The sequence below is a fragment of the Amphritea sp. HPY genome, assembly GCF_050870985.1.
GTDB lineage: Bacteria > Pseudomonadota > Gammaproteobacteria > Pseudomonadales > Balneatricaceae > Amphritea.
This window is the reverse complement of the sequence record NZ_CP194015.1, coordinates 1607477-1633120: the sequence shown is the minus strand read 5'-3', so window position 1 is coordinate 1633120 and position 25644 is coordinate 1607477. Positions and strand designations below refer to the sequence as shown.

Sequence of the window (25644 nt, the reverse complement as noted above, 5' to 3'; positions counted from 1 at the left end):
TAAGAGATTAGAAAATGACTATTATTCGTAAGCGTACTAGCGAGAAAGTAAGTCGCATTGTGGTCCACAATGAAACCGTTTATCTGTGTGGCCAGGTTGCCCTGGATGTGAATGAGGACATCGTCGGTCAGACCCGATCTGTATTGTCCCGTATTGATGATCACCTGCTTGAAGCCGGTAGCGATAAAAGCAAAATGCTTTCTGCCTTGATTCATATTAAAGATAACAACGACGTCGCTGTCTTTAATGAGCTATGGAATGAATGGCTGCCTGAAGGCTGTGCTCCGGCCCGGACCTGTGTCGAGGCGGAAATGGCGCGTGATGTAGTGTTGATCGAAGTAACCGTCACTGCTGCTTTGTAGAATCCAGGTTGTAGAACCGGGAAGCTTTGATCGTTACTTTTTTATTAACGATCAAAGCAAAAGGTAAGTTGGTTTATCTGCCTTTGTAGTTGGGTGTCCGCTTTTCAACAAATGCATTCACCGCTTCCAAGTGATCTTCAGTATTGTGGCAAACTCCCTGCATCAGTGCGCAGTGCTCCAGAAACTCGGGCAGCTCCATTTTCTGTGCGGTTTTCAACAGGCGTTTAGTCATGCGCAATGCCTGGGGTGGCTTCTCCGCTATCCGGGTCGCCATCTCCAGCGCTTTTTCCATTAGCTGTTCCGGCTTGACTATGTCCAGCAGGATTCCGAGCTCTTTGGCTTCATCGGCGCCGATTACCCGGCCGGTAAGTGTCAGCTCGGCTGCTTTCTGATAGCCGATCAGGCGCTGTAGAAACCAGGCTCCGCCGTCCCCAGGAATTATCCCTAGATTGACAAAGGTTTCACCCATCAGGGCCTTCTCTGAGCCAATACGCAGATCACACATACAGGTCAGGTCGAAGCCGGCACCAATAGCCGGGCCGTTAATTGCTGCAATGACCGGAATGTCGATCTGGCTCATTGCCATCGGGATTCGCTGGATACCCTGACGGTACTTGTTTTGTACTTCATATACATCACCGCCGAAGGCGCCATCTTTATGTTCACCGTCGCGTTCGCTCATCTCTTTGATATTGCCACCGGCCGAGAAGGCACTACCATCTCCGGTAATGATCAGCACTGAAACCAGTGAGGTTCGGTTGATCCAGTCGGCGACATTAACGATATCGTCTATCAGCCCGGTGCCGGTTAGTGCGTTGCGTACATCGTGGCGTTGAAAGGTGAGGGTGGCGACACGGCCATTGAGTGTTATTTCGCTGTCATTCAGTGCCGGCAGTTGCAGATTGTCAGTCATCTCGGTCCATCTCGTTCATTATTATAGTGAGGCGTGTTACCTATGCGCCTTTGTAAAACGTTAAAAGTGTATCAGAAGTAAGCAGCTGGATCAGTGACCAGGCGCATCAATTTGGTTATTGATAGCAATCGCCAGCCAGATAGTGTCCTGACCTGATCTAGGTGAGAGCTCCACTCAACCGGGCGTTTAGATTAGGTTATTGATAGTGTGTTACCAGCCAGGCTATGTCCTGGCCTGATCTAGGTGAGAGCGCCACTAAATCGGGTGTTAGATTAGCTTATTGATAGTGGATAGCCAGCCAGATAGTGTCCTGACCTGATCTAGGTGAGAGCTCCACTCAACCGGGCGTTTAGATAAGGTTATTGATAGTGCGTTACCAGCCAGGCTATGTCCTGGCCTGATCTAGGTGAGAGCGCCACTCAATCGGGTGTTAGATTAGCTTATTGATAGTGGATAGCCAGCCAGATAGTGTCCTGACCTGATCTAGGTGAGAGCGCCACTCAATCGGGTGTTAGATTAGCTTATTAATAGTGGATAGCCAGCCAGATAGTGTCCTGGCCTGATCTAGGTGAGAGCGCCACTCAACCGGGCGTTTAGATAAGGTTATTGATAGTGCGTTACCAGCCAGGCTATGTCCTGGCCTGATCTAGGTGAGAGCGCCACTCAATCGGGTGTTAGATTAACTTATTGATAGTGGATAGCCAGCCAGATAGTGTCCTGACCTGATCTAGGTGAGAGCTCCACTCAACCGGGCGTTTAGATTAGGTTATTGATAGTGTGTTACCAGCCAGGCTATGTCCTGGCCTGATCTAGGTGAGAGCGCCGCTCAATCGGGTGTTAGATTAACTTATTGATAGTGGATAGCCAGCCAGATAGTGTCCTGTCCTGGCAATGTCCACTCAACCCGGTGTTTGCGGTGGGCCGGTATGTGAAGATACTCGCCGCCGGTCAACTTTCGGGAGGGGCTGTCCGGATATCCTATGCGTGCCTCTCCCTGAATTACCAACACCCATTCGTGTTGATCCTGGTCGTACCAGCCATTATCGGGCGAATGGTGTCCGCGGGAGACAATGCGTTCAATTTTAAGGTTGTCATTTTCCAGCAGAGTAGTGAATAGTTCACCGGGCAATTCAGCCGGGATATTGGTGAGCAAGTTTTGCATCATACAGTCTCTGTTATTTTGTTAGCATCAAGAATAGCCCAGCATAGAAATTTGTCATTAAAGGGGTTATCCAAATGCGATTTCCTGACCGGTTGAAAACAAAAGCTACAAAGTAATAAATTCAAACTCCCATTGGCGGAGCCAATGCGAGGTAAGCGTAGCCAGCAATGTTCCATTGCGCCTGCGCAGCGATACCGAAGTCTGATCAGGCCGCACTCCAGGAAGGGAAAAACGCATAACGCGAGCCTGATCTGACATAAAAAAAACTGCCATTGCGCCTGCTAGCGCTACCGGCGTCTGATCAGGCAGCAAGGAGGTGGAGAAGAACGCCGAGCATTAGCCTGATCAGGCATAAAAATAACAGCTTAGCCAGTAATCAGATCCAGGCATGAAGCATCAACATCCGCATCAAAATAAGCCATGCCCAATTTACTTAAGTACTCCAAACGATCTGCTCTCATCAAATCTATTTCAGGTGCATCGTAACCATTCGCCTGATAGATACCCGCCAGATAAGCCATAAAGTTTTCACCCTCTTTCACTAACAGTAAGCTCGCTGCACCTACATCGGGTTTTACCTTGGCATTCAATTCTTCTGGCAGTTTTACTGCAAACACGACTGGCTGCTCATCACCTTCAACCCGTACGCTGCGGTCTCTCACAGTTTGTTCAGCCCAGTAAAAAGCTAATTCTTTACTTTGCGTTAAAAAAACCGGCTCAATCGATTCTGTATAGTTATTCCCGATAGTTGCCATGGTTTTTTTGGCGGCGGCCTTCAATGCTTTATCACCTGAGCGTTTCAAGCCCTGCTCTTTGATTGAGTCGACCAGTGCCGATGAAGTACCGTGATACCAGGTATCGCCCGTAGCAAAGCTTTGTTCGGTTAACAGATCTTTAGCATCTTTAAGAAAAGTAGGTGTATCAGTCATATTCAAAGTCACTTAATCAGTTTGCAGTAGAAAGCAGGTCCGAAGACCTACAAGCAAGTCCCTCAATTCTAACGTAAAAAGCCTTTAAGTTCCTTGGTTGGCTCACTAGAAATAACCGCTATTTATAAAAAAAGCGGCGCCTTAAAGAAGGGCCGCTTTTATATCCAGTACCCTGATAATTAAGGAGTTATTACCAGGATGCTCTAGTTAAAATAAGTTCAGTTATTAACCGAACTGGTTAGAGGTATTTTTCGCACCGCCAGCTTTCAGAGCGTTCTCACCAGCAAAGTATTCTTTGTGGTCGTCGCCCATGTCAGAACCAGACATGTTCTGGTGCTTAACGCATGCGATACCCTGACGGATCTCTTCACGCTGTACGTTCTTAACGTAACCAAGCATACCTTGCTCACCGAAGTACTCTTTAGCCAGGTTGTCTACAGACAATGCAGTAGTGTGGTAGGTCGGCAGAGTGATCAGGTGGTGGAATACGTTCGCTTCACGTGCAGTGTCAGCCTGGAAAGTACGAGTACGTTCGTCAGCTACAGCAGAAAGCTCTGAATTGTCGTACTCAGCGCTCATGAGGTTAGCGCGGTCGTAAGCAGAAACGTCTTTGCCTTCAGCAGCCCATGCATCGAAAGTCTGCTGACGGAAGTTCAGCGTCCAGTTGAACGATGGAGAGTTGTTGTAAACCAATTTAGCATCTGGGTGAACTTTACGAACATCATCCATCATGCCTTTGATTTCGTGTACCGTAGGTACCGCAGTTTCGATCCATAGTAGATCAGCACCTGCATTAATAGCTTCGATACAGTCAAATACACAACGCTCATGGCCAGTGCCCTGACGGAACTGATACAGGCCAGAAGGCAGACGCTTAGGACGAACCAGCTTACCGTCACGGTTGAAGCATACATCGCCTTCAGCCATATCAGCTACGTCGATCTCTTCAACATCCAGGTAAGAGTTGTATACGTCACCCTGATCGCCAGGTTCATTAACAACAGCGATCTCTTTAGTCAGGCCAGCACCTTCAGAGTCGGTACGTGCAACGATAACACCGTTGTCGATACCCAGCTCAAGGAAAGCATAACGTAGCGCACGTAGCTTAGCGTGGAAGTCAGCATGAGGTACGGTTACTTTACCGTCCTGGTGACCACACTGCTTCTCATCAGCAACCTGGTTTTCGATCTGAAGTGCGCAAGCACCGGCTTCGATCATCTGCTTAGCCATCAGGTAAGTCGCTTCAGCGTTACCGAAACCAGCATCGATATCAGCAACGATAGGCACAACGTGAGTCACGTGGTTGTCAATCTGATCCTGGATCTTAGCTTCTGCAGCAGTATCGCCAGCTTCACGGGCAGCATCCAGAGCGCGGAACAGGCCGCCCAGTTCACGGGCATCAGCCTGACGCAGGAAGGTGTAAAGCTCTTCAACCAAGTTCGCTACAGTGGTTTTTTCGTGCATAGACTGGTCAGGCAGGGGGCCGAAGTCAGAACGCAGCGCAGCAACCATCCAGCCGGACAGATACAGGTAACGACGATCAGTTTTGCCACCGAAGTGCTTTTTGATAGAGATCAGTTTTTGCTGACCTACAAAGCCGTGCCAGCAGCCTAGAGACTGAGTGTACTTTGTTTTGTCTTTATCGAATGCAGCCATGTCAGCACGCATGATGTCTGCCGTGTACTGAGCGATGTCTAAGCCCGTTTTGAATTTATTCTGAGCGCGCATGCGAGCAGCAGATTCTGGGTTAATAGCATCCCAAGGGCTACCAGCAGCATTTTTAGCCGCTGCGATAGTTTCGATATCTTGATTCAGAGTAGACATGGCTTTTCCTTCTCTCATAGTGACAGCTGTGTGGACTGTTCTGTTATTCGATTCAGGATCTATTTTAAGAGAGCGGTTAACATAAAGGAAATAAATGGCTATTATTTGCAGTATTCATGAGAAAAATAGTGGTGCTTGTGCCCACTAATGACGGGGTTTTATGACACTCGATAAGGTAGATCTGAATCTATTAGTATATCTGGATGTACTGTTGCGGGAACGAAATGTAACCCGCTCTGCCAGTGCGTTAGGTATTACTCAACCAGCTATGAGTAACGGTTTGAGGCGGTTAAGAGAGACGTTTAACGATCCATTACTGGTACGTACCAGTGAGGGGATGGTCCCCACAGAGCGTGCTCAGGCATTGCAGCCACTCCTGCGACAGATCCTATCTTCGGTAGAGCAGGTTATTGAGCCCAGTAGTGCTTTTGACGCCAGTAAGAGCGATAGGGTGTTTCGCATAATGACCAGTGACTATGGTGAGGCAACACTGCTGCCTCGTCTGCTTAAACGGCTACGTAAAGAAGCGCCGGACATTGTTCTGGATATTCTGACTCCAAGCGATATGAGTTTTACCGAAGTAGAGCAGGGGTTGGTTGATCTGGTTATTAACCGCTTTGATACCATGCCGCAATCATTCCACCAAAAGACACTCTGGAGAGACAGCTTCTCATGCTTATTTGCCGTTGATAATCCGATATCGAATGATTTTCGGCTCGAAACCTACCTAGAAGCTTATCATGTGTGGGTAAGTAAAACCGGCATGGGTGCCGGTATGGGGATCTCACCAAAAGATACTAAACGACTGGGTTGGGTGGACGAAGCGTTGGAGCAGATCGGCGATAAACGTAAGATCCGGGTATTTACCCGGCACTATCAGTCTGCGGCGCATATTGCCGAACAAAAGGGGTTGATTGCAACTATTCCTACACGAGCAGCGGTGTTGCAGTCAGCAAACCCGAGACTAGTAGTTAAGCCACCTCCGTTTGAGATACCGGACTTTGAATTGAAAATGGCCTGGAGTCCGTTGTTACAGCACAACGTTGCACATCAATGGCTACGAAATCTGATCAGCGAGGTGGCTACTGCTTAATGCTAAATTGACTACCAGTCTCTTCGTCGTCAGTTTCCTCCTCATCCTCTTGGTCTTCCAGGGTGAGGTTCAGGCCAGATGATATTTGCTGCTGGGAGGCGTCGCCCTGATCTTGTGATAGTTTTAAGCGTAATCTTAAGTTATTTGGGGAATCGGCATTTTTGACCGCTTCCTCTCCTGAAATTCGTCCCTCTTGCACTAGGTTGAAGAGTGCCGCATCAAAGGTTTGCATCCCTAAGTTTTCAGATTTTGACATGATCTCTTTGATACTCTCGAATTCACCTTTTAGGATTAACTCCTGAATGGTTTTAGTACCGAGTAAAATCTCAACTGCGGCACAGCGTTTACCATCGATAGTTGGAATTAGGCGTTGTGATACAAAAGCGCGAATGTTCATGCCCAGATCCATTAACAGCTGGTTCCTGCGCTCTTCAGGAAAGAAGTTAATAATTCTATCGAGAGCCTGGTTCGCATTATTAGCATGAAGGGTAGAGATAGCCAGGTGGCCGGTTTCTGCAAATGCCAATGCATGTTCCATGGTTTCACGGTCACGAATTTCGCCTATCAGAATGACATCAGGCGCCTGCCGTAAGGTGTTTTTTAGGGCGTTATGAAAATTGCGTGTATCAACTCCTACTTCCCGCTGGTTAATCACACTTTTCTTATGTCGATGTACAAACTCAATAGGATCTTCAATAGTAATAATATGGCCGCCAGAATTACTATTTCGATGGTCAATTAAAGCAGCGAGAGAGGTAGATTTCCCGGAGCCAGTTCCTCCGACAAACAGTACCAGCCCCCGCTTTTCCATAACCACCTCTTTCAGTATCGGCGGTAGTTTAAGATCTTCAAAGCGAGGTATATCCATTTTGATATTACGGGCAACAATGGATACCTCGTTGCGCTGCTTAAAAATATTAATACGAAACCGCGCAACAGAAGGTATAGAATAAGCAAGATTCATTTCCAGCTCATGCTCAAATTCCTGCTGCTGCTCTTCATCCATTACCTTATAAGCGATCTCTGCAATCTGGCCAGGTTTCATCGGCTCTTTTGAAAGAGGCTTCAATGTGCCCTCGAACTTGGCGCAGGGAGGGGCGCCTGTACTTAGATAAAGGTCAGAACCATCGTGTTTGGCAAGCAGCTTTAAATAATTTTCAAAATCCATTGTTATAACCCGACTCTCATTTTTAATCTTAAGTTCAACAGGTGTAGTGACTAAGACCTGAAATCTATTTTTAGTAAAAGACTGATTTCAACGTCTGGTTACAGCACAGAACGCAGCAATATATTTACTTTACTAGGAAACCCAGAGGGATGGCTTTAGATATAACCAATCTGAGGTTAAAAGTCTGAGAGGTCAAAATAAGTTAAAAATGAATAATTGTTTGAATCAAGCTAGGTTAAGGCAGATAAGGTTAGGGAATGAGTTTGTTCTGATATAAAAAAGCAGACCGAAGTCTGCTTTTTAAGAGAGACTAACCGCCTAACCAGTTAGCCTTACTATCTTTGGTGCTATTAACCGAACTGGTTAGAGGTGTTTTTCGCACCGCCAGCTTTCAGAGCGTTCTCACCAGCAAAGTATTCTTTGTGGTCGTCGCCCATGTCAGAACCAGACATGTTCTGGTGCTTAACGCATGCGATACCCTGACGGATCTCTTCACGCTGTACGTTCTTAACGTAACCAAGCATACCTTGCTCACCGAAGTACTCTTTAGCCAGGTTGTCTACAGACAATGCAGTAGTGTGGTAGGTCGGCAGAGTGATCAGGTGGTGGAATACGTTCGCTTCACGTGCAGTGTCAGCCTGGAAAGTACGAGTACGTTCGTCAGCTACAGCAGAAAGCTCTGAATTGTCGTACTCAGCGCTCATGAGGTTAGCGCGGTCGTAAGCAGAAACGTCTTTGCCTTCAGCAGCCCATGCATCGAAAGTCTGCTGACGGAAGTTCAGCGTCCAGTTGAACGATGGAGAGTTGTTGTAAACCAATTTAGCATCTGGGTGAACTTTACGAACATCATCCATCATGCCTTTGATTTCGTGTACCGTAGGTACCGCAGTTTCGATCCATAGTAGATCAGCACCTGCATTAATAGCTTCGATACAGTCAAATACACAACGCTCATGGCCAGTGCCCTGACGGAACTGATACAGGCCAGAAGGCAGACGCTTAGGACGAACCAGCTTACCGTCACGGTTGAAGCATACATCGCCTTCAGCCATATCAGCTACGTCGATCTCTTCAACATCCAGGTAAGAGTTGTATACGTCACCCTGATCGCCAGGTTCATTAACAACAGCGATCTCTTTAGTCAGGCCAGCACCTTCAGAGTCGGTACGTGCAACGATAACACCGTTGTCGATACCCAGCTCAAGGAAAGCATAACGTAGCGCACGTAGCTTAGCGTGGAAGTCAGCATGAGGTACGGTTACTTTACCGTCCTGGTGACCACACTGCTTCTCATCAGCAACCTGGTTTTCGATCTGAAGTGCGCAAGCACCGGCTTCGATCATCTGCTTAGCCATCAGGTAAGTCGCTTCAGCGTTACCGAAACCAGCATCGATATCAGCAACGATAGGCACAACGTGAGTCACGTGGTTGTCAATCTGATCCTGGATCTTAGCTTCTGCAGCAGTATCGCCAGCTTCACGGGCAGCATCCAGAGCGCGGAACAGGCCGCCCAGTTCACGGGCATCAGCCTGACGCAGGAAGGTGTAAAGCTCTTCAACCAAGTTCGCTACAGTGGTTTTTTCGTGCATAGACTGGTCAGGCAGGGGGCCGAAGTCAGAACGCAGCGCAGCAACCATCCAGCCGGACAGATACAGGTAACGACGATCAGTTTTGCCACCGAAGTGCTTTTTGATAGAGATCAGTTTTTGCTGACCTACAAAGCCGTGCCAGCAGCCTAGAGACTGAGTGTACTTTGTTTTGTCTTTATCGAATGCAGCCATGTCAGCACGCATGATGTCTGCCGTGTACTGAGCGATGTCTAAGCCCGTTTTAAATTTATTCTGAGCGCGCATGCGAGCAGCAGATTCTGGGTTAATAGCATCCCAAGGGCTACCAGCAGTGGCTTTTGCTGCTGCGATAGTTTCGATATCTTGATTCAGACTAGACATGGTTAATCCTTCTGTTTGATAGCTAATAACGGAGCCGTTATTTGTAATTAGGTGGCTTTGCTAAGAGCGGTTTACATCTTGCGTCAGCAATTTGTCGAAGTGGCTGACACTTAAAAGAGGACTTAATAATGCGGGCTTTACGGAGAGGCTGTCAAAGCATTTTTGTGCAGGGCACAATGGCTGTAAATATACTACAAAACATGGGTTTAGCCGGTTTGTAATTAAACTACACAGTCCATTATGTGCTGCATCGCAGCAAAAGCTCTATTCATCGTGCTTTGAGTGGATATAGTCGAAAGTCTAAAGACTTTCGTATGGAACCAAAAAGATGCTTTTTACAAAACATAAATGTTATAAGAAGTAGCTTTAGATATTCTTAATTGTTATAAGGTGATTTTCACTACATTAATAGTGGTCTAAGCGTATATCGATAAATTCCCCTCAAAAGGGCATAAAACTATAAGTAAATCAGTTGACTAAAACGGATAAAGACCATCTGTTATGGCCTTTTGTCGTAAGGGTTGCTGACTACTTGTAGTCGGAGATGGCTTTTTGTAGTCAGCAGCATTGTAGTAAATCGATCGCTTATTCGATATAAAGCGAGCCCTGGTTATAGAGGTCGGCCAACAGTTTTAACTGTGCTTCTGTCCAATCCCCCTGACTAATAACAATTGCCGGATTTTGACACAGGGTTGTTGCTAATGCACAGGCAGATTCGCTTACCTCAAAGCAGTTGCCATCGACAAACAGTTGCAACGCTTGCTGACTGCGGATGCTGTAACTGAATCTGCTGCCTTCATTGCGGCAGAAATGCAGGTCGCCAGATTTGAGAGCCTCACGAAGCTGAACTGCGTCGATCTGCTCTTCGGCGGCCTGGTTAATATCAGGATACTTAGGGTCAGTAACATACTCCCCAAGCCATTTAGCTAGGCGGGCATCATCCTGCAGGTAATCTGTAAAAATTGCACGGACCTTATCTAACGCTTCGGGCTTAATTTCGCCGGGATTTTCCTGCAAAGCCAGATCCGGATCGTTATAACGGAATTCCGAAGTCAGCTTTTCACCAATAAAGTCGGTAAAGCTGCGCATTATCTCTGCATGGGAAGGGGCGCGAAAGCCAACTGAGTAAGTCATGCAATCATCTGTTTCACCGATTCCGTTGTGGCCTACCTGAGGGGGGATATACAGCATATCACCAGGTTCAAGTATCCAGACCTGTTCAGGCGTCCAGTCGGGAATTATCATAACCGGGGTATCGGATCGTCGTGGTGAGTTCTGATCGAAATGACCGCCGATCTCCCAGCGCCGCTTACCCTGGGTCTGGATCAGGAATACATCATAATTATCGTAGTGGGGGCCAACGCCGCCATCTTTGCTGGCAAAACTCACCATCAGATCGTCATAACGCCAGTTCGGGATAAAGCGGAACTGTTCGACGATTTCGCTTGCCTCCGGTACCCAATGGTCAACGGCCTGAACCAGAAGAGTCCAGTGGCTCTCTGGCAGGTCAGAAAAAGTATCTTCGTCAAAAGGCCCTTGTTTCAGCTCCCAGTGATCGCTGTTGGGCTTCTGGATTACCAGGCGGGATTCGACCTCTTCCTCGCAAGACAGGCCGGCCAGTTCATCTGCGCCAACCGGAGCTTCGATATCCGGGAATGCGTTACGTACCAGTAATGGTTTCTTCTGCCAGTAATCGCGTAGAAACTCTTCTACAGAGATATCGCCGAATGGTGAGTGACTCATGACTCTGATCCTTTATCGTTGGCCTGGTCTGATACAGGCTTGATCTTAGCGACGGTTTCGTCGATTGAGCGTAGAATGCCCCGCAGCATGTTCAATTCAGTTTTTTCTGGTCTGGAGCGGTTGAAATAGCGACGCAGCTTTTCCATCACCTTGCCCTCGTGCTGGGGAATGATGAAGCGGGTGCTGCGCAGGGCGTTCTCCAGATGTTCGTAGAACAGAGCCATCTCTTTCTGCCGCGGGTAAGGCTGTTCCTGTTCGACATAATTAGCTTTGCTGTGTGCTTGCCAGATTTCATAGCAGACTAGCTGTATCGCTGCGGAAACGTTAAGTACCGGATAATCGGGGTTGGCAGGAATGTAGACATGGTAATTGCACTTCTGTAGCTCAGCATTGTGCAGGCCCATGGTTTCACGCCCGAAGATAATTGCGATTTTGCCGTGCTGTGCTTCGCCAACCACTTTTTTAGCGCAATCGTGGGCATCGAAGATCGGCAAGTCGAATGTCCGGTTACGGGCGCTGGTACCGATAACCAACTGACAATCAGCGATAGCTTCATCGAGGCTGTCGACTACCACAGCGTTATCCAGCAGATCCTTTGCACCTGCGGCGCGGGAATCAGCTTCTTCATCAGGAAAGACGCGGGGATCAACCAGATAAAGCTGGCTCAGACCCATGTTTTTCATGGCCCGTGCGGCGGCACCAATATTACCGGGATGGAAAGTGTTGATCAGTACAATTCGAATATTGTCGAGCATGGTTGTACATTATCCATTGTTAGCAGCCTCTTTTATCGCCTGTTCAGTGAAGTAATAAGCGATAAGTCCGGTTGCGATATTAACTTGATTCGAGGTTATAAAGCTTGTCGTTAATCAGTACTGCTATGTTTTTATGTCTGTAACTTGTCGGTAAAACAACGCAGATCGTAGACAAAGCGATCGCGGTGCCACAGTTGTGGCGAGTGATCTGAATTTTCATAGGTATGCAGTGTTGCCAGCGGGATATTATCACGCACATATTCGGCAACCTGAGCACTGTAAAACTGACTTTCATCACCATATATCAGTAGTGCAGGCACTGTGATGGCAGGTAGCACGTCACGATAATCCTGTGCTGTCAGACTTTCCCAGCATTGTACTAAAGGCTCGCCCTCGAGGCTGTTGAGATGCTCACGCATCTGTTGGAAACCGCGGGAGTTGCGCTGATAGTTATCGTAGGATTTTCGATTATAACCATTGGCTACCAGTTGTAATAATCCTTCGCCGAAATCCTCACGCAGCTTACTGATAAGGCGTAGATTGGCTGCCTGGTTGAAGTTACCGTAGATGCCGTTGTGCCACTGCTCGTTGGTTACCAGCTTAGGAGACTGATCGACGATACAAACACCGGATAATTTAGCGCAACCAAACTGGCGAATATATTCCCATAGGGTCAGGGCGCCCATTGAGTGGCCAACGATAGTGACCTGTTCCAGTTGGTGATGTTCGATCAGTTGCGCAAGATCTCGCGCCATATCACTGACATGGGTGCTGGTGTCCGGGCTTAATGGGTGTCCACCATGACCACGGGCATCCCAGCAGATGACCTCATGGTTTTCAGCAAGCTCTGATGCGAAAGGCAGCCAGTCTCTGGCGCTGGCACTCCAGCCATGGAGAAAGATGATTGGATGGCCTGCCCCTAGTCGGAGGTAGTGAATCTCAACTCCATCTTTCGCAATTATCTTTTCCATAATATCAACAGGTTATGAGGCTTTATTAAAGTGTTATTTAGACAAAAGAAAAGCTAATAAAAAAGCAGAGCGGTTGCTCTGCTTTTTATCGTGGTCTCAGACTAAGCAATCAGATTGCGTTAGCTTGCTCAGTGGCATTGCCGATATAGTTATGCGGAGTCAGTTGCTTAAGTTCATCCTTAGCTTCCTGAGGCATGTCCAGAGTATCGATAAAGGCCTGAATTGTAGCTTTGCTCATATCCTGGCCACGGGTCAGGGCTTTTAGCTTTTCGTACGGTTCTTCGATACCGTAGCGACGCATAACGGTCTGAATTGGCTCAGCCAGTACTTCCCAGCTATTTTCCAGATCGCTATCCAGACGAGCTGCGTTAAGCTGCAGCTTACTGATACCCTTCAGGCTGGACTGGTAAGCGATCAGGCTGTAACCGAAACCAACGCCCATGTTACGCAGAACAGTAGAGTCGGTCAGGTCACGCTGCCAGCGGGAAACCGGCAGTTTAGCGGCCAGATGCTGCATTACCGCGTTGGCAATACCCAGGTTGCCTTCGGAGTTTTCGAAGTCGATCGGGTTAACTTTGTGCGGCATAGTGGAAGAACCAACTTCACCGGCGATAGTCTTCTGCTTGAAGTAACCCATGCAGATGTAGCCCCAGACATCGCGATCGAAATCGATGATGATGGTGTTGAAGCGACATACTGCATCAAACAGCTCAGCTATGTAGTCATGTGGCTCGATCTGGGTAGTGTAAGGGTTGAAGCTAAGGCCCAATCCTTCAACGAATTCCTGAGCATTCTGCGCCCAGTCAATATCAGCGTAAGCTGACAGGTGAGCGTTGTAGTTACCAACCGCACCATTGATCTTACCCAGCAGTTCTACGTTACCCAGCTGCTTGATCTGGCGTTGCAGGCGGTAAGCCACGTTCGCCATCTCTTTACCAACGGTAGTCGGGGAAGCAGTCTGGCCATGGGTGCGAGACAACATCGGCTGGGCAGCGAATTCACGGCCCATTCTGGCGATCTCGTCAGTCACTTGCTGCATAACCGGAAGCATTACTTCCTGGCCTTCTTTAAGCATCAGTGCGTGGGACAGGTTATTGATATCTTCAGAAGTACAGGCGAAGTGAACAAACTCGCTGATTGCGGCGAGTTCAGCATTGTCCTGAATGCGTTCCTTGATCAGGTATTCAACCGCTTTAACGTCGTGGTTAGTCGTGCGTTCGATCTCTTTAACACGCATAGCTTCGGCTTCACCGAAATTATCAACCAGATCGTTAAGGATGGCGTTAGCTTCATCACTCAGCGCCGGTACTTCGGAAACCTGAGGATGGGCAGCCAGTTTCTGTAGCCAGCGAACTTCTACAGTGACGCGGGCACGGATCAGGCCAAACTCACTGAAAACCGGGCGCAGATCAGCGGTCTTGCTACCGTAGCGACCATCAACCGGAGAAATTGCACTTAAAGAAGTTAGATCCATATCGACTTAATACCTGACTAGGTTGAATTTTGAGCGCGAATTATAGCGAAATTCAAGCCTCAGTGAAAATCTGAGGCTTGGGTTTTTTGATATTTATTTGAAAAGTGGCTGGAATTAGCGGCCAGTTATCTTTTTGATAGAAGGGCGCAGGCGGGATTTGAAAAAAAGTAGCTGCCAACGCTTTCCTCCGACTTGTCTCCAGAGCATGGCGGCACGCACACCGGCCAATAATAGCGCCCTGATTTTAGCTGCGTTTTCTGCGTTTTGCAGGTGACGTGGCTCTCCAGTCACCTGAATCCTGAAATTGAATGTACTCAGGGTGTCCTGATACAGGCTCGCGAGATTGGCGATTACGCTTGGGTGAGTATAAACCGCAGGGGTTTCCAGGCTCTCTTCCGAGCCGTCACCAAAGTATCTAGCTTGTTGGCTAACCTGATCAATGCGTGAGCCTATGGTCTGCAGAAGATCTGGTCGCTTTGATAGCTTTTTTTCCAGATGCATCAGACTCAGGCCGTAGCGGATTACATCCTGATTCTGTTCATTGCGGCTTTTGTCTAATAGCTCCTGAAGGCTGCGAAATCCCGGCCCCAGGTTGTATGGCAACTCATCAACGCCGCCGAAAATCTGTTCAGTGTTTCCAGGGTCGGTAACGAACAGGCTGTAGATGCTGGTTTCAAAACTGTTTTGCGGCACCATACCCCGGGTAGCAATCTGCTCTACCAGACCTGCTGCCTGGAATAGACCGGCAAGGGCGATTGCTTGTTCATCGTTTACTCGCGACATGGTTCAGTTCTGTTCCTGTTTGCAGTTGCAATTAAAATGACGCAACACTATTAATAGTCTTCGCCGGTGCTAATCGTCTTTACCCGTCGTTTCGATAACACCACCGCCGAGGCAGACATCATCAAGATAGATCGCGACAGACTGGCCTGGAGTAACTGCCCTTTGTGGTTCATCAAAACGGATCAGGTAGCCCTCAGCAGTAGCATCTATAGTACAGTCCTGATCCGACTGACGGTAGCGAACTTTGGCCTTACAGCGCAGGGGGAGTTGTGGCTTCTCACCACTAATCCAGAATATTTCGCTGGCGCTGAGCCAGTTGCTGAACAGCAGGGGGTGTTGCTTGCCCTGTACCGCAACCAAAACATTGCGATCAAGGTCTTTTTCAGCCACAAACCAAGGTTCTTCAGGATAATTTTTGAGGCCGCCAATCCCGAGCCCCTGGCGCTGACCGATAGTATGATACATCAACCCCTGGTGCTGGCCGATATCATCGCCGTCCGGAGTTTCAATCCGGCCTGGTTGTGCTGGCAGGTACTGTTTCAGGAAGTCAGTGAAGCGGCGCTCGCCTATAAAGCAGATGCCGGTGCTGTCTTTCTTGTTGTGTGTAATCAGGTCGTGCTCTTCGGCCAGTCGTCGAACCTCTGGTTTTTCCAGTTCACCTACCGGAAACAGGGTTTGCGCCAGTTCGTCGCAGCCTACCTGATGCAGAAAATAACTCTGGTCTTTGTTGTTGTCCAGGCCTTTGAGCAGGGCGGCGCTACCGTCTACTTCGCCACGGCGAACATAGTGACCGGTAGCAATCAGATCGGCACCGAGTATTCTGGCGTAGTCCAGAAATGCTTTAAACTTAATTTCACGATTACACAGAATGTCCGGATTTGGTGTGCGCCCGGCTTTATACTCTTCCAGGAAATGCTCAAACACATTGTCCCAGTATTCCGCGGCGAAATTAGCGGTGTGCAGTTTAAGCCCTAGTTTATCGCAAACTGCCTGAGCGTCGGCAAGATCATCCATGGCGGTGCAGTATTCGCTACCATCGTCTTCGTCCCAGTTTTTCATGAACAGGCCTTCAACCTGATACCCCTGTTGTTGCAGGATAAGTGCTGAGACGGATGAGTCTACACCGCCGGACATGCCGACAATTACTTTAGTGTTGGCCGGATCTGACATATCTGATCGTTATACCTTGCTGTTTAATTATTTCTGAATAGCTATATTGGGTGCGTTAGCCTGATTTCAATTTGTATCGGCTACCTGTTCCGCAATAAAGTCTAACGGAAAGCGTCGCCCTGCCAAATAGTCTTTGATACATTTAAGTACCATCGGACTGCGCAACTGATCGTTACGGGCCTGTAGCTCATCAACGCTTAGCCATAATGCGTGCTCAATTCCGGTGTCCAAGGTTTGATCCGGATCATAAGTGATCGCATTGGCGATAAAACAGTAGCGATGGTAAGTGATATTATTACTCGGCGCGGTATAAACATACATGCCAAGCAGAGCGGTAGGCTGTACTGTCCAGCCGGTCTCTTCCTGAGTCTCGCGGATTGCGGCTGCGACAAAAGACTCGCCGGGTTCTACATGGCCTGCGGGTTGGTTAATAACCAGCTTACCCAAAGAGTTTGATTGCTCTTCGATACATAGAAAGCGGCCGTTTTGTTCAACAATGGTCGCGACTGTCGCATGAGGTGTCCAACGCATGTTACATTCCGTCATAAATAAGGTTGCGGTCTGTGATCGAGCGCTGACTTGCAGGGCTCGCTATAATAAGGCTACCGCTTGAGGTGGCAAAAGATAACATTAATGGCAGATTATTTCTGCAATTCGGAGCACGGTGTGTTTAGTAATAGTATTTCAGTTCAGTCTGAGAATTTTTCCATCGGCGAACTCAGTGAGCAGGTACGGGCAAATGACGCCAGTAACGGTGCCATTGTAACTTTTACAGGTATTGTTCGGGAGCTATCCTCTGGGCCTGGGCTAGAAGCGATGTACCTTGAACATTACCCTGGAATGACAGAGAAATCGCTAGAGCAGATCGCTGAGCAGGCAAGGCAGCGCTGGCAGTTGGGCAATATCGTCATAGTGCACCGTATCGGGCGCTTAGATCTGAATGAGAATATTGTTTTTATCGGAGTTGGCAGCGCTCATCGGGTAGACGCATTTGCTGCTGCGCAGTTCATCATGGATTATTTGAAGCGCGATGCGCCGTTCTGGAAGAAGGAGATCACAGTCGAAGGTGAGCACTGGGTTGAAGCTAAGCAGTCAGACCTTAATGCAGCTGGAGACTGGGATTAGCACTTCGACTGCACAATCTTGGTAACAGGTTCAGCATGCTCAGGTGCTGTGTTCAGGAGCTCCGTTTACCTGCTTTGTTAAATCTGTTTCTCTGCCGGGAGCTGTGTTTTGCCCTTGTGTTTCTTTGGTTTGCTGGTGGGGTTTTCTGTCCGGCTGGTAAATTAATTGTGAGCTTTCGGCTAGCGCCGGACTCAAGGCCATCAATCTGCCAGGGGCCGATGGCAACGCGTATAAGGCGCAGAGTAGGGAAACCCACTGCTGCAGTCATGCGTCGCACCTGGCGATTTTTCCCTTCCGATATTTTCAGTTCCAGCCAGCTTGTTGGCTGATTCTTGCGCTCCCGAATTGGTGGAGTGCGTTGCCAGACGGCAGGATTAGGAATTTTTTTCGCTTTTGCCGGGCGGGTCATGCCATCTTTAAGTTCCACTCCGTGTTGCAATTGCTGCAGCGCAGAGTCAGTTATCTCTCCTTCAACCTGAGCCCAATAGGTTTTTTCCATTTTAAACTTAGGATTGGCTAGTTGGTGCTGTAGCTGGCCATCGCTGGTCAGGATTAACAGTCCCTCTGAATCGTAATCGAGGCGGCCAGCCGCATAAACGCCCTTGTCTTTAACAAAGTCGGCCAGCGTGGCCCTGCCTTCATTGTCGGTGAATTGGGTAAGTACTTGAAAAGGTTTGTTAAAAATAATGATTTCAGGCATATATTGTTATTTGATGGCTAGTGTTGTTTTGGGCGGGTGAGACAGTAAACACCGTCTATACTGATCTTTAAAGGCCATGTTCGCAGATTAGTATGAGGGGAGCAAATGATGGGATATTCAAAAATAAACGTTCCTGCCGGCGAAAAGATTACTGTTAATGAAGATAGCTCTCTTAATGTGCCGGACAATCCTATATTGCCCTATATAGAAGGTGATGGTATTGGTGCTGATGTATCCCCGGTTATGTTGCAAGTTGTCGATGCAGCCGTTGCAAAAGCCTATAGCGGGCGGCGAAAAATTGCCTGGATGGAAGTCTATGCCGGCGAGAAGGCGACTTCAATATATGATCAGGATACCTGGTTGCCAGATGAGACATTACGGGCATTTAATGAGTTTGTAGTTGGTATTAAAGGTCCGCTGACAACACCTGTTGGCGGGGGTATCCGGTCGCTTAATGTGGCCTTGCGCCAGGAGCTGGATCTTTATGTATGCCAGCGACCAGTGCGATGGTTTAAAGGCGTGCCAAGTCCATTGGTCAATCCCGCTGATGTGGATATGGTCATCTATCGTGAAAACTCAGAAGATATATATGCCGGAGTTGAGTGGCAGGCCGGCTCAGCGGAAGCTGATAAGGTGATTGCATTTCTCAAAGAGGAGATGGGGGTTACCAAGATACGCTTTGATACGATGTGTGGTATCGGTATTAAGCCCGTATCTGAAGAGGGTACCAAGCGCTTAGTTCGCAGGGCGTTGCAGTACGCTGTTGATAATGATCGGGCCTCAGTCACGCTGGTGCATAAAGGTAATATCATGAAATTTACCGAAGGTGCCTTTAAAGACTGGGGTTATGAGCTGGCGGCAGAGGAGTTTGGTGCTGAGCTGATTGATGGCGGTCCCTGGATGCGTTTCTCAAATCCCAATACCGGAGGAGATATTGTTGTAAAAGATGTTATTGCTGACGCAATGTTGCAGCAGATCTTGTTGCGACCTGCTGAATATGATGTTGTTGCGACACTTAACCTTAATGGTGATTATATCTCTGATGCCCTGGCGGCGGAGGTTGGCGGCATAGGTATCGCACCTGGTGCCAACCTTTCCGATAAAGTAGCTATATTTGAGGCGACTCACGGTACAGCGCCTAAATATGCAGGTAAAGATAAGGTGAATCCCGGCTCAATTATTCTATCAGCAGAGATGATGTTGCGACATATGGGCTGGCTGGAGGCTGCGGATCTGATTCTAAAGGGCATGGATGGTGCAATCGACGCTAAAACAGTTACCTATGATTTTGAGCGCTTGATGGATGGTGCTGAGCTGTTGAGTTGTTCTGAGTTTGGTGAGGCGATCATAGAAAATATGTAGCGGTCAGGGCGCATAAAAAAAGACAGCTAAGCTGTCTTTTTTTATGCGCAGTGCGAGGTTGCCGTCATTAAATGTCTGGCGATTATGCTTTCTCCTCCGTTGTCTCTTCCATAGTCGGTCTTATATTTATAGCGTGTGTGCCTTTCGGGCCTGGAGTGGTTTCAAACTGCACCTCCTGACCTGCCTTCAGGCTCTTATAGCCTTCGGTCTGTATTACTGAGTAATGTGCGAAAAGATCTTCGTCGTGATTCTCTGAAATAATAAAACCAAACCCCTTGGCATTATTGAACCACTTGACTTTCCCTGTGTGCATTGGTGTCCCCCAATATCCGAATATATCACGGCCCATTTATGCCTTGGGCCTGTTACCGCAACAACCTCTCTTGCTACAATGCTATTACCGAAAGGTGGTTCCTTGTCTTTAGCAGGGACAACCGATACTGCACATACTCTTCCTCCTGCGTGTGGTCAGTATAACACTCGGCTGCAACGCCCGGATAATAAGGGCTACCCAAAACGGGGTGTAAAAATTCGTGTTATATTTTGGAATATGGTATGCGACAAGCTTTTTCTCAGATTAAACTAGTACATGGGCAGGATGATCCTGAATATGATCAGGAAGATGGCGTAGCAACTGAAGAGGCGAAGCCTGAAGTTAAGCGTCCGGCTATGTATCGCGTGGTGCTATTGAACGACGATTACACGCCAATGGATTTTGTGGTGCAGATTTTAATGGTTTTTTTCGGTCATGATCAGGAAAAAGCTACACAAGTCATGTTAACCATCCATACTAAAGGAAAGGGTGTTTGCGGTGTATTTACCCGAGATGTCGCTGAAACTAAAGCTGCTCAGGTGAATCAATATGCAAGGGAGAGTAAGCATCCCTTGTTGTGTGAAGTAGAAAAAGCGTAACGGAGCGATAATATGCTGAATAAAGAGCTTGAAGATACGCTGAGCGTTGCCTTTAAAAGTGCCCGTTCAAAACGACATGAATTTATGACCGTAGAGCACCTGCTGCTGGCTCTGCTGGATAATTATGAAGCCAGCGCTGTTCTTAATGCCTGCGGAGTGGATCTTAATAAGCTAAGAGCCTCTCTGGCCAGCTTTATCGATGATACAACGCCACTGTTGCCGGAGGATATTCCCGACCTTGAAACCCAGCCGACACTCGGCTTCCAGCGAGTTCTGCAGCGCGCAGTGTTTCATGTTCAGTCTTCAGGTAAGGCTGAGGTGAATGGTGCCAATGTACTGGTTGCCATCTTTAGCGAGCAGGAGAGTCAGGCTGTTTATGTACTCAACCAGCAGGGTGTTGAGCGTATTGATGTCGTTAACTATATTTCTCACGGCATATCCAGAATCGAAGATGGTGAAGAGAGCGAGGCCGGTGAAGGCTTGCTTGAGGGTGATGCTGCAGCCGAAAAAGATAAGAGTCCGCTGGCGAATTATGCAGTTAACCTGAATGAGCAGGCGCTTGCTGGCAGAATTGATCCGTTAGTCGGTCGCGATGATGAGGTTGAGCGTGTTGTTCAGATATTGTCTCGCCGGCGCAAAAACAACCCCTTGCTGGTTGGTGAGGCGGGCGTAGGTAAAACGGCTATTGCTGAAGGGTTGGCGAAGTTGATCGTCGAATCTCAAGTGCCTGATGTAATTTCTCAGAGCGTAGTTTACTCCCTTGATCTGGGTGCCTTGCTGGCGGGAACCAAGTATCGCGGTGATTTTGAAAAGCGACTAAAGGGTTTGCTGAACGAAATTAAAGGTAAAGACCACGCCGTTCTTTTCATCGACGAAATTCATACCATTATCGGCGCTGGTGCAGCGTCCGGTGGCTCGATGGATGCGTCGAATTTATTAAAGCCTTTGCTTAGTTCGGGGCAGTTGCGCTGCATAGGTTCAACTACCTTCCAGGAGTTCAGGGGTATTTTTGAGAAGGATCGGGCGCTGGCCCGGCGTTTTCAGAAGGTTGATGTGCTTGAGCCTTCTGTCGATGATACCTATCGAATCCTGCAGGGCCTGAAGAGCCGTTTTGAGGCGCATCACGATTTAAAATACAGCGATGAAGCGCTACGGGTTGCATCGGAGTTGGCGGAGCGCTATATCAATGATAAACACATGCCGGACAAGGCGATTGATGTGATTGATGAGGCGGGAGCCTATCAGCAGTTGTTGCCGGTGGAGAAAAGAACCAGTCTGATCGATGTGCACGAAGTGGAGGCTGTTGTTGCTAAAATTGCCCGCATACCTGCCAAGAGCGTTTCCTCTTCCGATAAGGAGCAGCTGAAAAAGCTCGATAACAATCTTAAAATGGTTGTGCTTGGTCAGGAGCAGGCGATCGATACTTTGTCTGCCGCGATAAAACTTGCCCGAGCCGGTCTGAATGAGCCGAACAAGCCGGTAGGCTCGTTTCTTTTCTCCGGGCCAACAGGTGTCGGTAAAACAGAAGTTACCACGCAGCTGGCGCGAATTATGGGGATAGAGCTGGTTCGCTTCGATATGTCCGAATATATGGAGAGGCATACAGTATCCCGTCTTATTGGTGCGCCACCGGGGTATGTAGGTTACGACCAGGGCGGTCTGCTAACGGAGGCTATTACCAAGTCACCTCATTGCGTGCTGCTTCTCGATGAGATCGAGAAGGCTCATCCGGAAGTGTTTAATCTGCTGCTTCAGGTTATGGATAACGGCACATTAACGGATAACAATGGCCGTAAGGCAGATTTCCGTAATGTGATTATGGTTATGACAACTAATGCTGGTGCGGAGCAGATGAGTCGGGCATCTATCGGTTTCTCCCATCAGGATCACTCAACCGATGGTATGGAAGCGATTAAGAGGATGTTTACGCCGGAGTTTCGCAACCGACTGGACGGTATTATTCAGTTCAAATCATTGTCGCCGAAAGTTATTGCCGGGGTCGTCGATAAATTTCTTACCGAGCTGCAGGTGCAGCTGGATGATAAAAACGTCGTTATCCATGTTGATGAAAGTGCGCGTGGCTGGTTTGCCGAGAAGGGTTATGACGAGACTATGGGCGCGCGCCCTATGAAGCGTTTGATTCAGGATCAGCTCAAAAAGCCGCTTGCTGAGATGATTCTGTTTGGTGATCTTGCTGAAAGCGGTGGCGATGTTAACGTCACGCTGAACGAAGAGGGTGAGATCGAGATCAATGCGGTAGTGGCAGCCTGAGGCTGCCAGCTACGCAATGAGCCTGAAAGGCTCATTTGAAACAATAAAAAAGGCTCTTATTAATGAGGGCCTTTTTTATTAGCGGGCGCGGTAGGTGATGCGGCCTTTAGACAGGTCGTAAGGAGTAAGTTCAACCTTAACTTTATCACCGGTCAGGATGCGGATGTAGTTTTTGCGCATTTTACCGGAAATATGTGCAGTCACAACGTGACCGTTTTCAAGCTCTACACGGAACATTGTGTTAGGCAGAGTGTCGGTCACAACACCTTCCATTTCAAAGCTATCTTCTTTGGCCATTAAGTACCTACCTAATTGGGTTAAAAACGACTGATTTTCAAGCGCCGTATTCTGCCCTATTTATCTAACCATATCAAAGAGATTTAGTGCTTTTGCTGAAAAGAGTTTTAATCTACCGGAATCCACTGCCCGTGAAGCAGCATTTCCAGTGGGTGATAAGCGACTTTGTAGGCCATTTTCTGGCACTCGCGAATCCAATATCCCAGATAAAGATAATCAAGATCTTGTCTTTTGGTCTCTTTGATCTGCCATAAAATTGCAAAAGTTCCCAGGCTTCTCTGGGTTTCATCAGGATCAAAAAAAGTATAGATAGCCGACAAACCCTGATTAAGGAAGTCGGTTACTGCCAGGGCAACTAATTTATTATCCGGGTCGCGAAACTCAAAGAAGCAGCCTTTTTGGCCTCCATCGATGAGAAAAGCGCTGAACTGATCTGGCGTCGGCGGAAACATATCGCCGTCACTGTGCCGTGTATTTATGTATTTGGCGTACAAGTCATAGTATTCATCAGTAAACTGCGCCGGAACAGTAACAACTTTCAGGTCACGATTCTTATTGATAATTCGCTTCTGGCTTTTACTGGCAGCAAAGTTGCCGATATCAACCCTGACCGATATGCAGGCCTGACAATTGGCGCAGTACGGTCGGTAAATATGCTTACCGCTGCGCCTGAATCCCAGATCGGATAGCTGGCTGTAGGCGTCTGTTGTGATGATCTCCTGTGGATCAACAAACAACGTTTTTGCTTCAAAGCCTTCCAGGTAGCTACAATCATGTTCCGGTGTTGCATAGAAATGCAGAGTTTTAAGATTGGTCACTCGCGTCCTACCACGTCTTGTTTATCGATATCGAACACCCATTCATGATCGGGTTGTTCGGTCAGATAGTTGTCAAGATAGCCCTGAAACTCGGCACGGGGAATGTTTTGTGCCCCCATGCTGGTGAGGTGGTTATTTTCTATCTGGCAATCAATTAAAGCATAGCCCCATTTCTGTAATTGGCGGGCAAAAAAAGCGAACGCGATTTTTGAGCAGTTGTCACGTTTGCTGAACATCGATTCACCAAAGAAGAGCCTGCCTATGGCGATGCCATATAGCCCTCCGCAAAGTTGATCATCCTGCCATAGTTCAACGGAATGAGCATGACCTAAATTATGTAACTTAAGATAGGCGGCTTGCATCTCGGCAGAGATCCAGGTTTCTTCACTGTATTGCCGTGGCTCAGAGCAGGCTTGAACGACCGCCTCAAAACTGCGATCAAAACTGAGTTGGAACTCAGCCTTGCGAATCGCCTTCTTTAAGCTGCGCGAAAGATGAATTTGCTCAGGTTCGATTGAGCAGCGGGGGTCGGGGGACCACCAGAGAATAGGTTCACCGGGATTAAACCAGGGAAATATTCCCTTGCTGTAGGCATTGAGCAGACGTTGCGGGCTCAGATCACCACCGGCGGCCAATAATCCGTTTGGATCATCAAGGGCGCCGGAAATAGGTGGGAATTCGCAGGATATTGAATCAAGCCAGGGAATCATAGTCTCACTCAGGTGAAAGGAGGAGCGGGTGCGAACCCACTCCTCTAATCCAGATTACTCCTGGTCATCCAGGTAGCGCTCTGCATCCAGTGCAGCCATACAGCCGAAACCGGCTGAAGTAACTGCCTGGCGATAGACATGATCGGCAACATCTCCGGCCGCGAATACGCCTTCAACCGAGGTCTGGGTAGCGTTGCCTTCGATGCCGGATTTTATTTTCAAGTAGCCGTCTTTCATGTCTAGCTGACCGGTGAAAATATCGGTATTGGGTTTGTGGCCAATGGCGATGAATACACCTTGCAGATCGAGCTCCTGAGTCTCATCCGAGGTAGTGCTCCTGACCCTGATTCCGGTTACACCCATCTCGTCACCGAGAACTTCATCAAGCTGGTGGTTCCATAGGATATTAATATTGCCGTTCTCAGCTCGCTCAAGAATCTTATCTTGCAGGATCTTTTCTGAGCGCAGAGAGTCGCGGCGATGGATCAGAGTAACTTCTGCTGCGATATTGGAAAGATAGAGAGCTTCTTCAACTGCGGTATTACCGCCGCCGATTACTGCAACTTTCTGGCCGCGGTAGAAGAAACCGTCGCAGGTTGCGCAAGCGCTGACGCCTTTGCCCATAAATGTCTCTTCAGACTCAAGCCCCAGATACTGTGCTGATGCCCCGGTAGCAATAATCAGGGAGTCGCAGGTGTATTCACCCATATCACCTTTAAGGCGGAAAGGCCGATTTTGCAGGTCAGTCTCATTGATATGATCGAAGATAACCTGGGTATCAAAGCGTTCTGCGTGCGCCTGCATTCGCTGCATTAACTCAGGGCCTTGTACGCCATCTACATCGCCTGGCCAGTTATCAACGTCTGTGGTTGTCGTCAGCTGACCTCCAGCTTGCATGCCGGTAATGACAATTGGCTTCAGGTTGGCGCGGGCAGCGTATACGGCAGCGGTGTATCCGGCAGGGCCGGAACCAAGAATAATTAACGGGTGGTGTTGTAGTTCGCTCATTGGAAATCCGTTACTGATAACTAATAAATAATGGCGCCTATTATGCCTGTTTGTGAGGGGGAGACAAATGGCAGTTTAGTTTTATCTTTTTATTTCATGACGGCCCCGGGGTGGCTGCTAAGACAGTAAAAAAATATTGCCGACA

The 25644-nt window shown here is 48.2% G+C and carries 25 protein-coding genes; 6 read left to right on the top strand and 19 right to left on the bottom strand.

Features of this window, described 5'->3' with window-relative positions:
- Positions 1 to 14 precede the first annotated feature (14 nt).
- Positions 15 to 362, top strand: coding sequence for a RidA family protein (locus tag ACQUQM_RS07365; RefSeq protein ID WP_432473836.1), 348 nt, complete (start codon positions 15 to 17; stop codon positions 360 to 362).
- Positions 363 to 435: 73 nt separating this feature from the next.
- Here ACQUQM_RS07365 and ACQUQM_RS07360 read toward each other — a convergent pair whose 3' ends face one another.
- The 4 genes from ACQUQM_RS07360 to ACQUQM_RS07345 all read right to left on the bottom strand — a co-directional run bounded on the left by ACQUQM_RS07360 (position 436) and on the right by ACQUQM_RS07345 (position 5190).
- Positions 436 to 1275: an enoyl-CoA hydratase-related protein gene (locus tag ACQUQM_RS07360; protein WP_432473835.1), complete on the bottom strand. Its 840-nt coding sequence runs from the start codon at positions 1273 to 1275 to the stop codon at positions 436 to 438.
- An 847-nt stretch (positions 1276 to 2122) separates the two neighbouring features.
- The gene (locus ACQUQM_RS07355; protein ID WP_432473834.1) at positions 2123 to 2440 is read right to left on the bottom strand and encodes a cupin domain-containing protein; all 318 of its coding nucleotides are present in this window, start codon (positions 2438 to 2440) and stop codon (positions 2123 to 2125) included.
- Between the two features lie 362 nt (positions 2441 to 2802).
- Positions 2803 to 3366, bottom strand: a complete 564-nt coding sequence (locus tag ACQUQM_RS07350; RefSeq protein WP_432473833.1) for a hypothetical protein — start codon at positions 3364 to 3366, stop codon at positions 2803 to 2805.
- 225 nt (positions 3367 to 3591) lie between these two features.
- Positions 3592 to 5190 (bottom strand): isocitrate lyase, encoded by a 1599-nt coding sequence (locus tag ACQUQM_RS07345; protein ID WP_432473832.1) that lies wholly within the window; start codon positions 5188 to 5190, stop codon positions 3592 to 3594.
- 160 nt (positions 5191 to 5350) lie between these two features.
- On the opposite strand from ACQUQM_RS07345, the gene ACQUQM_RS07340 reads away from it, so the two are divergent.
- Entirely contained in the window at positions 5351 to 6283 is a 933-nt protein-coding gene (locus ACQUQM_RS07340; protein ID WP_432473831.1) for a LysR family transcriptional regulator, read from the top strand.
- Here ACQUQM_RS07340 and ACQUQM_RS07335 read toward each other — a convergent pair.
- The 9 genes from ACQUQM_RS07335 to ACQUQM_RS07295 form a co-directional block, all read right to left on the bottom strand.
- Complete coding sequence (locus ACQUQM_RS07335; protein ID WP_432473830.1) at positions 6273 to 7451, bottom strand: PilT/PilU family type 4a pilus ATPase; 1179 nt, start codon at positions 7449 to 7451, stop codon at positions 6273 to 6275. The two genes, ACQUQM_RS07340 and ACQUQM_RS07335, sit on opposite strands and share 11 nt — an antisense overlap.
- 350 nt (positions 7452 to 7801) lie before the next feature.
- On the bottom strand, positions 7802 to 9400 hold the full coding sequence (locus tag ACQUQM_RS07330; RefSeq protein ID WP_432473829.1) for an isocitrate lyase: 1599 nt from the start codon (positions 9398 to 9400) through the stop codon (positions 7802 to 7804).
- 585 nt (positions 9401 to 9985) lie between these two features.
- Positions 9986 to 11143 carry a JmjC domain-containing protein gene (locus ACQUQM_RS07325; RefSeq protein WP_432473828.1) on the bottom strand — a complete coding sequence of 386 codons (1158 nt, stop codon included), beginning with the start codon at positions 11141 to 11143 and terminating at the stop codon, positions 9986 to 9988.
- Positions 11140 to 11898 carry a tRNA (cytosine(32)/uridine(32)-2'-O)-methyltransferase TrmJ gene (gene trmJ / locus ACQUQM_RS07320; protein WP_432473827.1) on the bottom strand — a complete coding sequence of 253 codons (759 nt, stop codon included), beginning with the start codon at positions 11896 to 11898 and terminating at the stop codon, positions 11140 to 11142. The genes ACQUQM_RS07325 and trmJ overlap by 4 nt, the downstream gene beginning before the upstream one ends.
- A gap of 131 nt (positions 11899 to 12029) precedes the next feature.
- The gene (locus tag ACQUQM_RS07315; protein ID WP_432473826.1) at positions 12030 to 12869 is read right to left on the bottom strand and encodes an alpha/beta fold hydrolase; all 840 of its coding nucleotides are present in this window, start codon (positions 12867 to 12869) and stop codon (positions 12030 to 12032) included.
- 109 nt (positions 12870 to 12978) lie between these two features.
- The gene (purB, locus tag ACQUQM_RS07310) at positions 12979 to 14343 is read right to left on the bottom strand and encodes an adenylosuccinate lyase (protein ID WP_432473825.1); all 1365 of its coding nucleotides are present in this window, start codon (positions 14341 to 14343) and stop codon (positions 12979 to 12981) included.
- A gap of 114 nt (positions 14344 to 14457) precedes the next feature.
- Complete coding sequence (gene hflD, locus ACQUQM_RS07305; protein ID WP_432473824.1) at positions 14458 to 15126, bottom strand: high frequency lysogenization protein HflD; 669 nt, start codon at positions 15124 to 15126, stop codon at positions 14458 to 14460.
- Between the two features lie 69 nt (positions 15127 to 15195).
- Positions 15196 to 16296: a tRNA 2-thiouridine(34) synthase MnmA gene (gene mnmA, locus ACQUQM_RS07300; RefSeq protein WP_432473823.1), complete on the bottom strand. Its 1101-nt coding sequence runs from the start codon at positions 16294 to 16296 to the stop codon at positions 15196 to 15198.
- Between the two features lie 66 nt (positions 16297 to 16362).
- The gene (locus ACQUQM_RS07295; protein WP_432473822.1) at positions 16363 to 16827 is read right to left on the bottom strand and encodes an NUDIX hydrolase; all 465 of its coding nucleotides are present in this window, start codon (positions 16825 to 16827) and stop codon (positions 16363 to 16365) included.
- A gap of 135 nt (positions 16828 to 16962) precedes the next feature.
- Here ACQUQM_RS07295 and moaE point away from each other — a divergent pair, with 135 nt between their 5' ends.
- On the top strand, positions 16963 to 17421 hold the full coding sequence (gene moaE / locus ACQUQM_RS07290) for a molybdopterin synthase catalytic subunit MoaE (protein ID WP_432473821.1): 459 nt from the start codon (positions 16963 to 16965) through the stop codon (positions 17419 to 17421).
- Between the two features lie 52 nt (positions 17422 to 17473).
- On the opposite strand, the gene ACQUQM_RS07285 is transcribed toward moaE, so the two are convergent.
- Positions 17474 to 18121: an rRNA large subunit pseudouridine synthase E gene (locus ACQUQM_RS07285; RefSeq protein ID WP_432473820.1), complete on the bottom strand. Its 648-nt coding sequence runs from the start codon at positions 18119 to 18121 to the stop codon at positions 17474 to 17476.
- A 108-nt stretch (positions 18122 to 18229) separates the two neighbouring features.
- On the opposite strand from ACQUQM_RS07285, the gene icd reads away from it, so the two are divergent.
- A complete protein-coding gene (gene icd, locus ACQUQM_RS07280) occupies positions 18230 to 19483 on the top strand; it encodes an NADP-dependent isocitrate dehydrogenase (RefSeq protein WP_432474806.1) in 1254 nt (417 codons plus the stop codon).
- A gap of 82 nt (positions 19484 to 19565) precedes the next feature.
- Here the strand turns inward: icd and cspD are convergent, their stop codons facing one another.
- Positions 19566 to 19796, bottom strand: coding sequence for a cold shock domain-containing protein CspD (cspD, locus tag ACQUQM_RS07275; protein ID WP_432473819.1), 231 nt, complete (start codon positions 19794 to 19796; stop codon positions 19566 to 19568).
- Positions 19797 to 20038: 242 nt separating this feature from the next.
- On the opposite strand from cspD, the gene clpS reads away from it, so the two are divergent.
- Complete coding sequence (gene clpS, locus ACQUQM_RS07270) at positions 20039 to 20395, top strand: ATP-dependent Clp protease adapter ClpS (protein WP_432473818.1); 357 nt, start codon at positions 20039 to 20041, stop codon at positions 20393 to 20395.
- Positions 20396 to 20407: 12 nt separating this feature from the next.
- The gene (gene clpA / locus ACQUQM_RS07265) at positions 20408 to 22666 is read left to right on the top strand and encodes an ATP-dependent Clp protease ATP-binding subunit ClpA (protein ID WP_432473817.1); all 2259 of its coding nucleotides are present in this window, start codon (positions 20408 to 20410) and stop codon (positions 22664 to 22666) included.
- Positions 22667 to 22744: 78 nt separating this feature from the next.
- Here clpA and infA read toward each other — a convergent pair whose 3' ends face one another.
- The 4 genes from infA to trxB all read right to left on the bottom strand — a co-directional run bounded on the left by infA (position 22745) and on the right by trxB (position 25499).
- The gene (gene infA / locus ACQUQM_RS07260) at positions 22745 to 22963 is read right to left on the bottom strand and encodes a translation initiation factor IF-1 (protein WP_290702914.1); all 219 of its coding nucleotides are present in this window, start codon (positions 22961 to 22963) and stop codon (positions 22745 to 22747) included.
- A 107-nt stretch (positions 22964 to 23070) separates the two neighbouring features.
- Complete coding sequence (locus ACQUQM_RS07255; RefSeq protein WP_432473816.1) at positions 23071 to 23781, bottom strand: arginyltransferase; 711 nt, start codon at positions 23779 to 23781, stop codon at positions 23071 to 23073.
- On the bottom strand, positions 23778 to 24491 hold the full coding sequence (aat, locus tag ACQUQM_RS07250; protein WP_432473815.1) for a leucyl/phenylalanyl-tRNA--protein transferase: 714 nt from the start codon (positions 24489 to 24491) through the stop codon (positions 23778 to 23780). The genes ACQUQM_RS07255 and aat overlap by 4 nt, the downstream gene beginning before the upstream one ends.
- A gap of 54 nt (positions 24492 to 24545) precedes the next feature.
- Positions 24546 to 25499: a thioredoxin-disulfide reductase gene (gene trxB / locus ACQUQM_RS07245; RefSeq protein ID WP_432473814.1), complete on the bottom strand. Its 954-nt coding sequence runs from the start codon at positions 25497 to 25499 to the stop codon at positions 24546 to 24548.
- Positions 25500 to 25644: the final 145 nt, after the last annotated feature.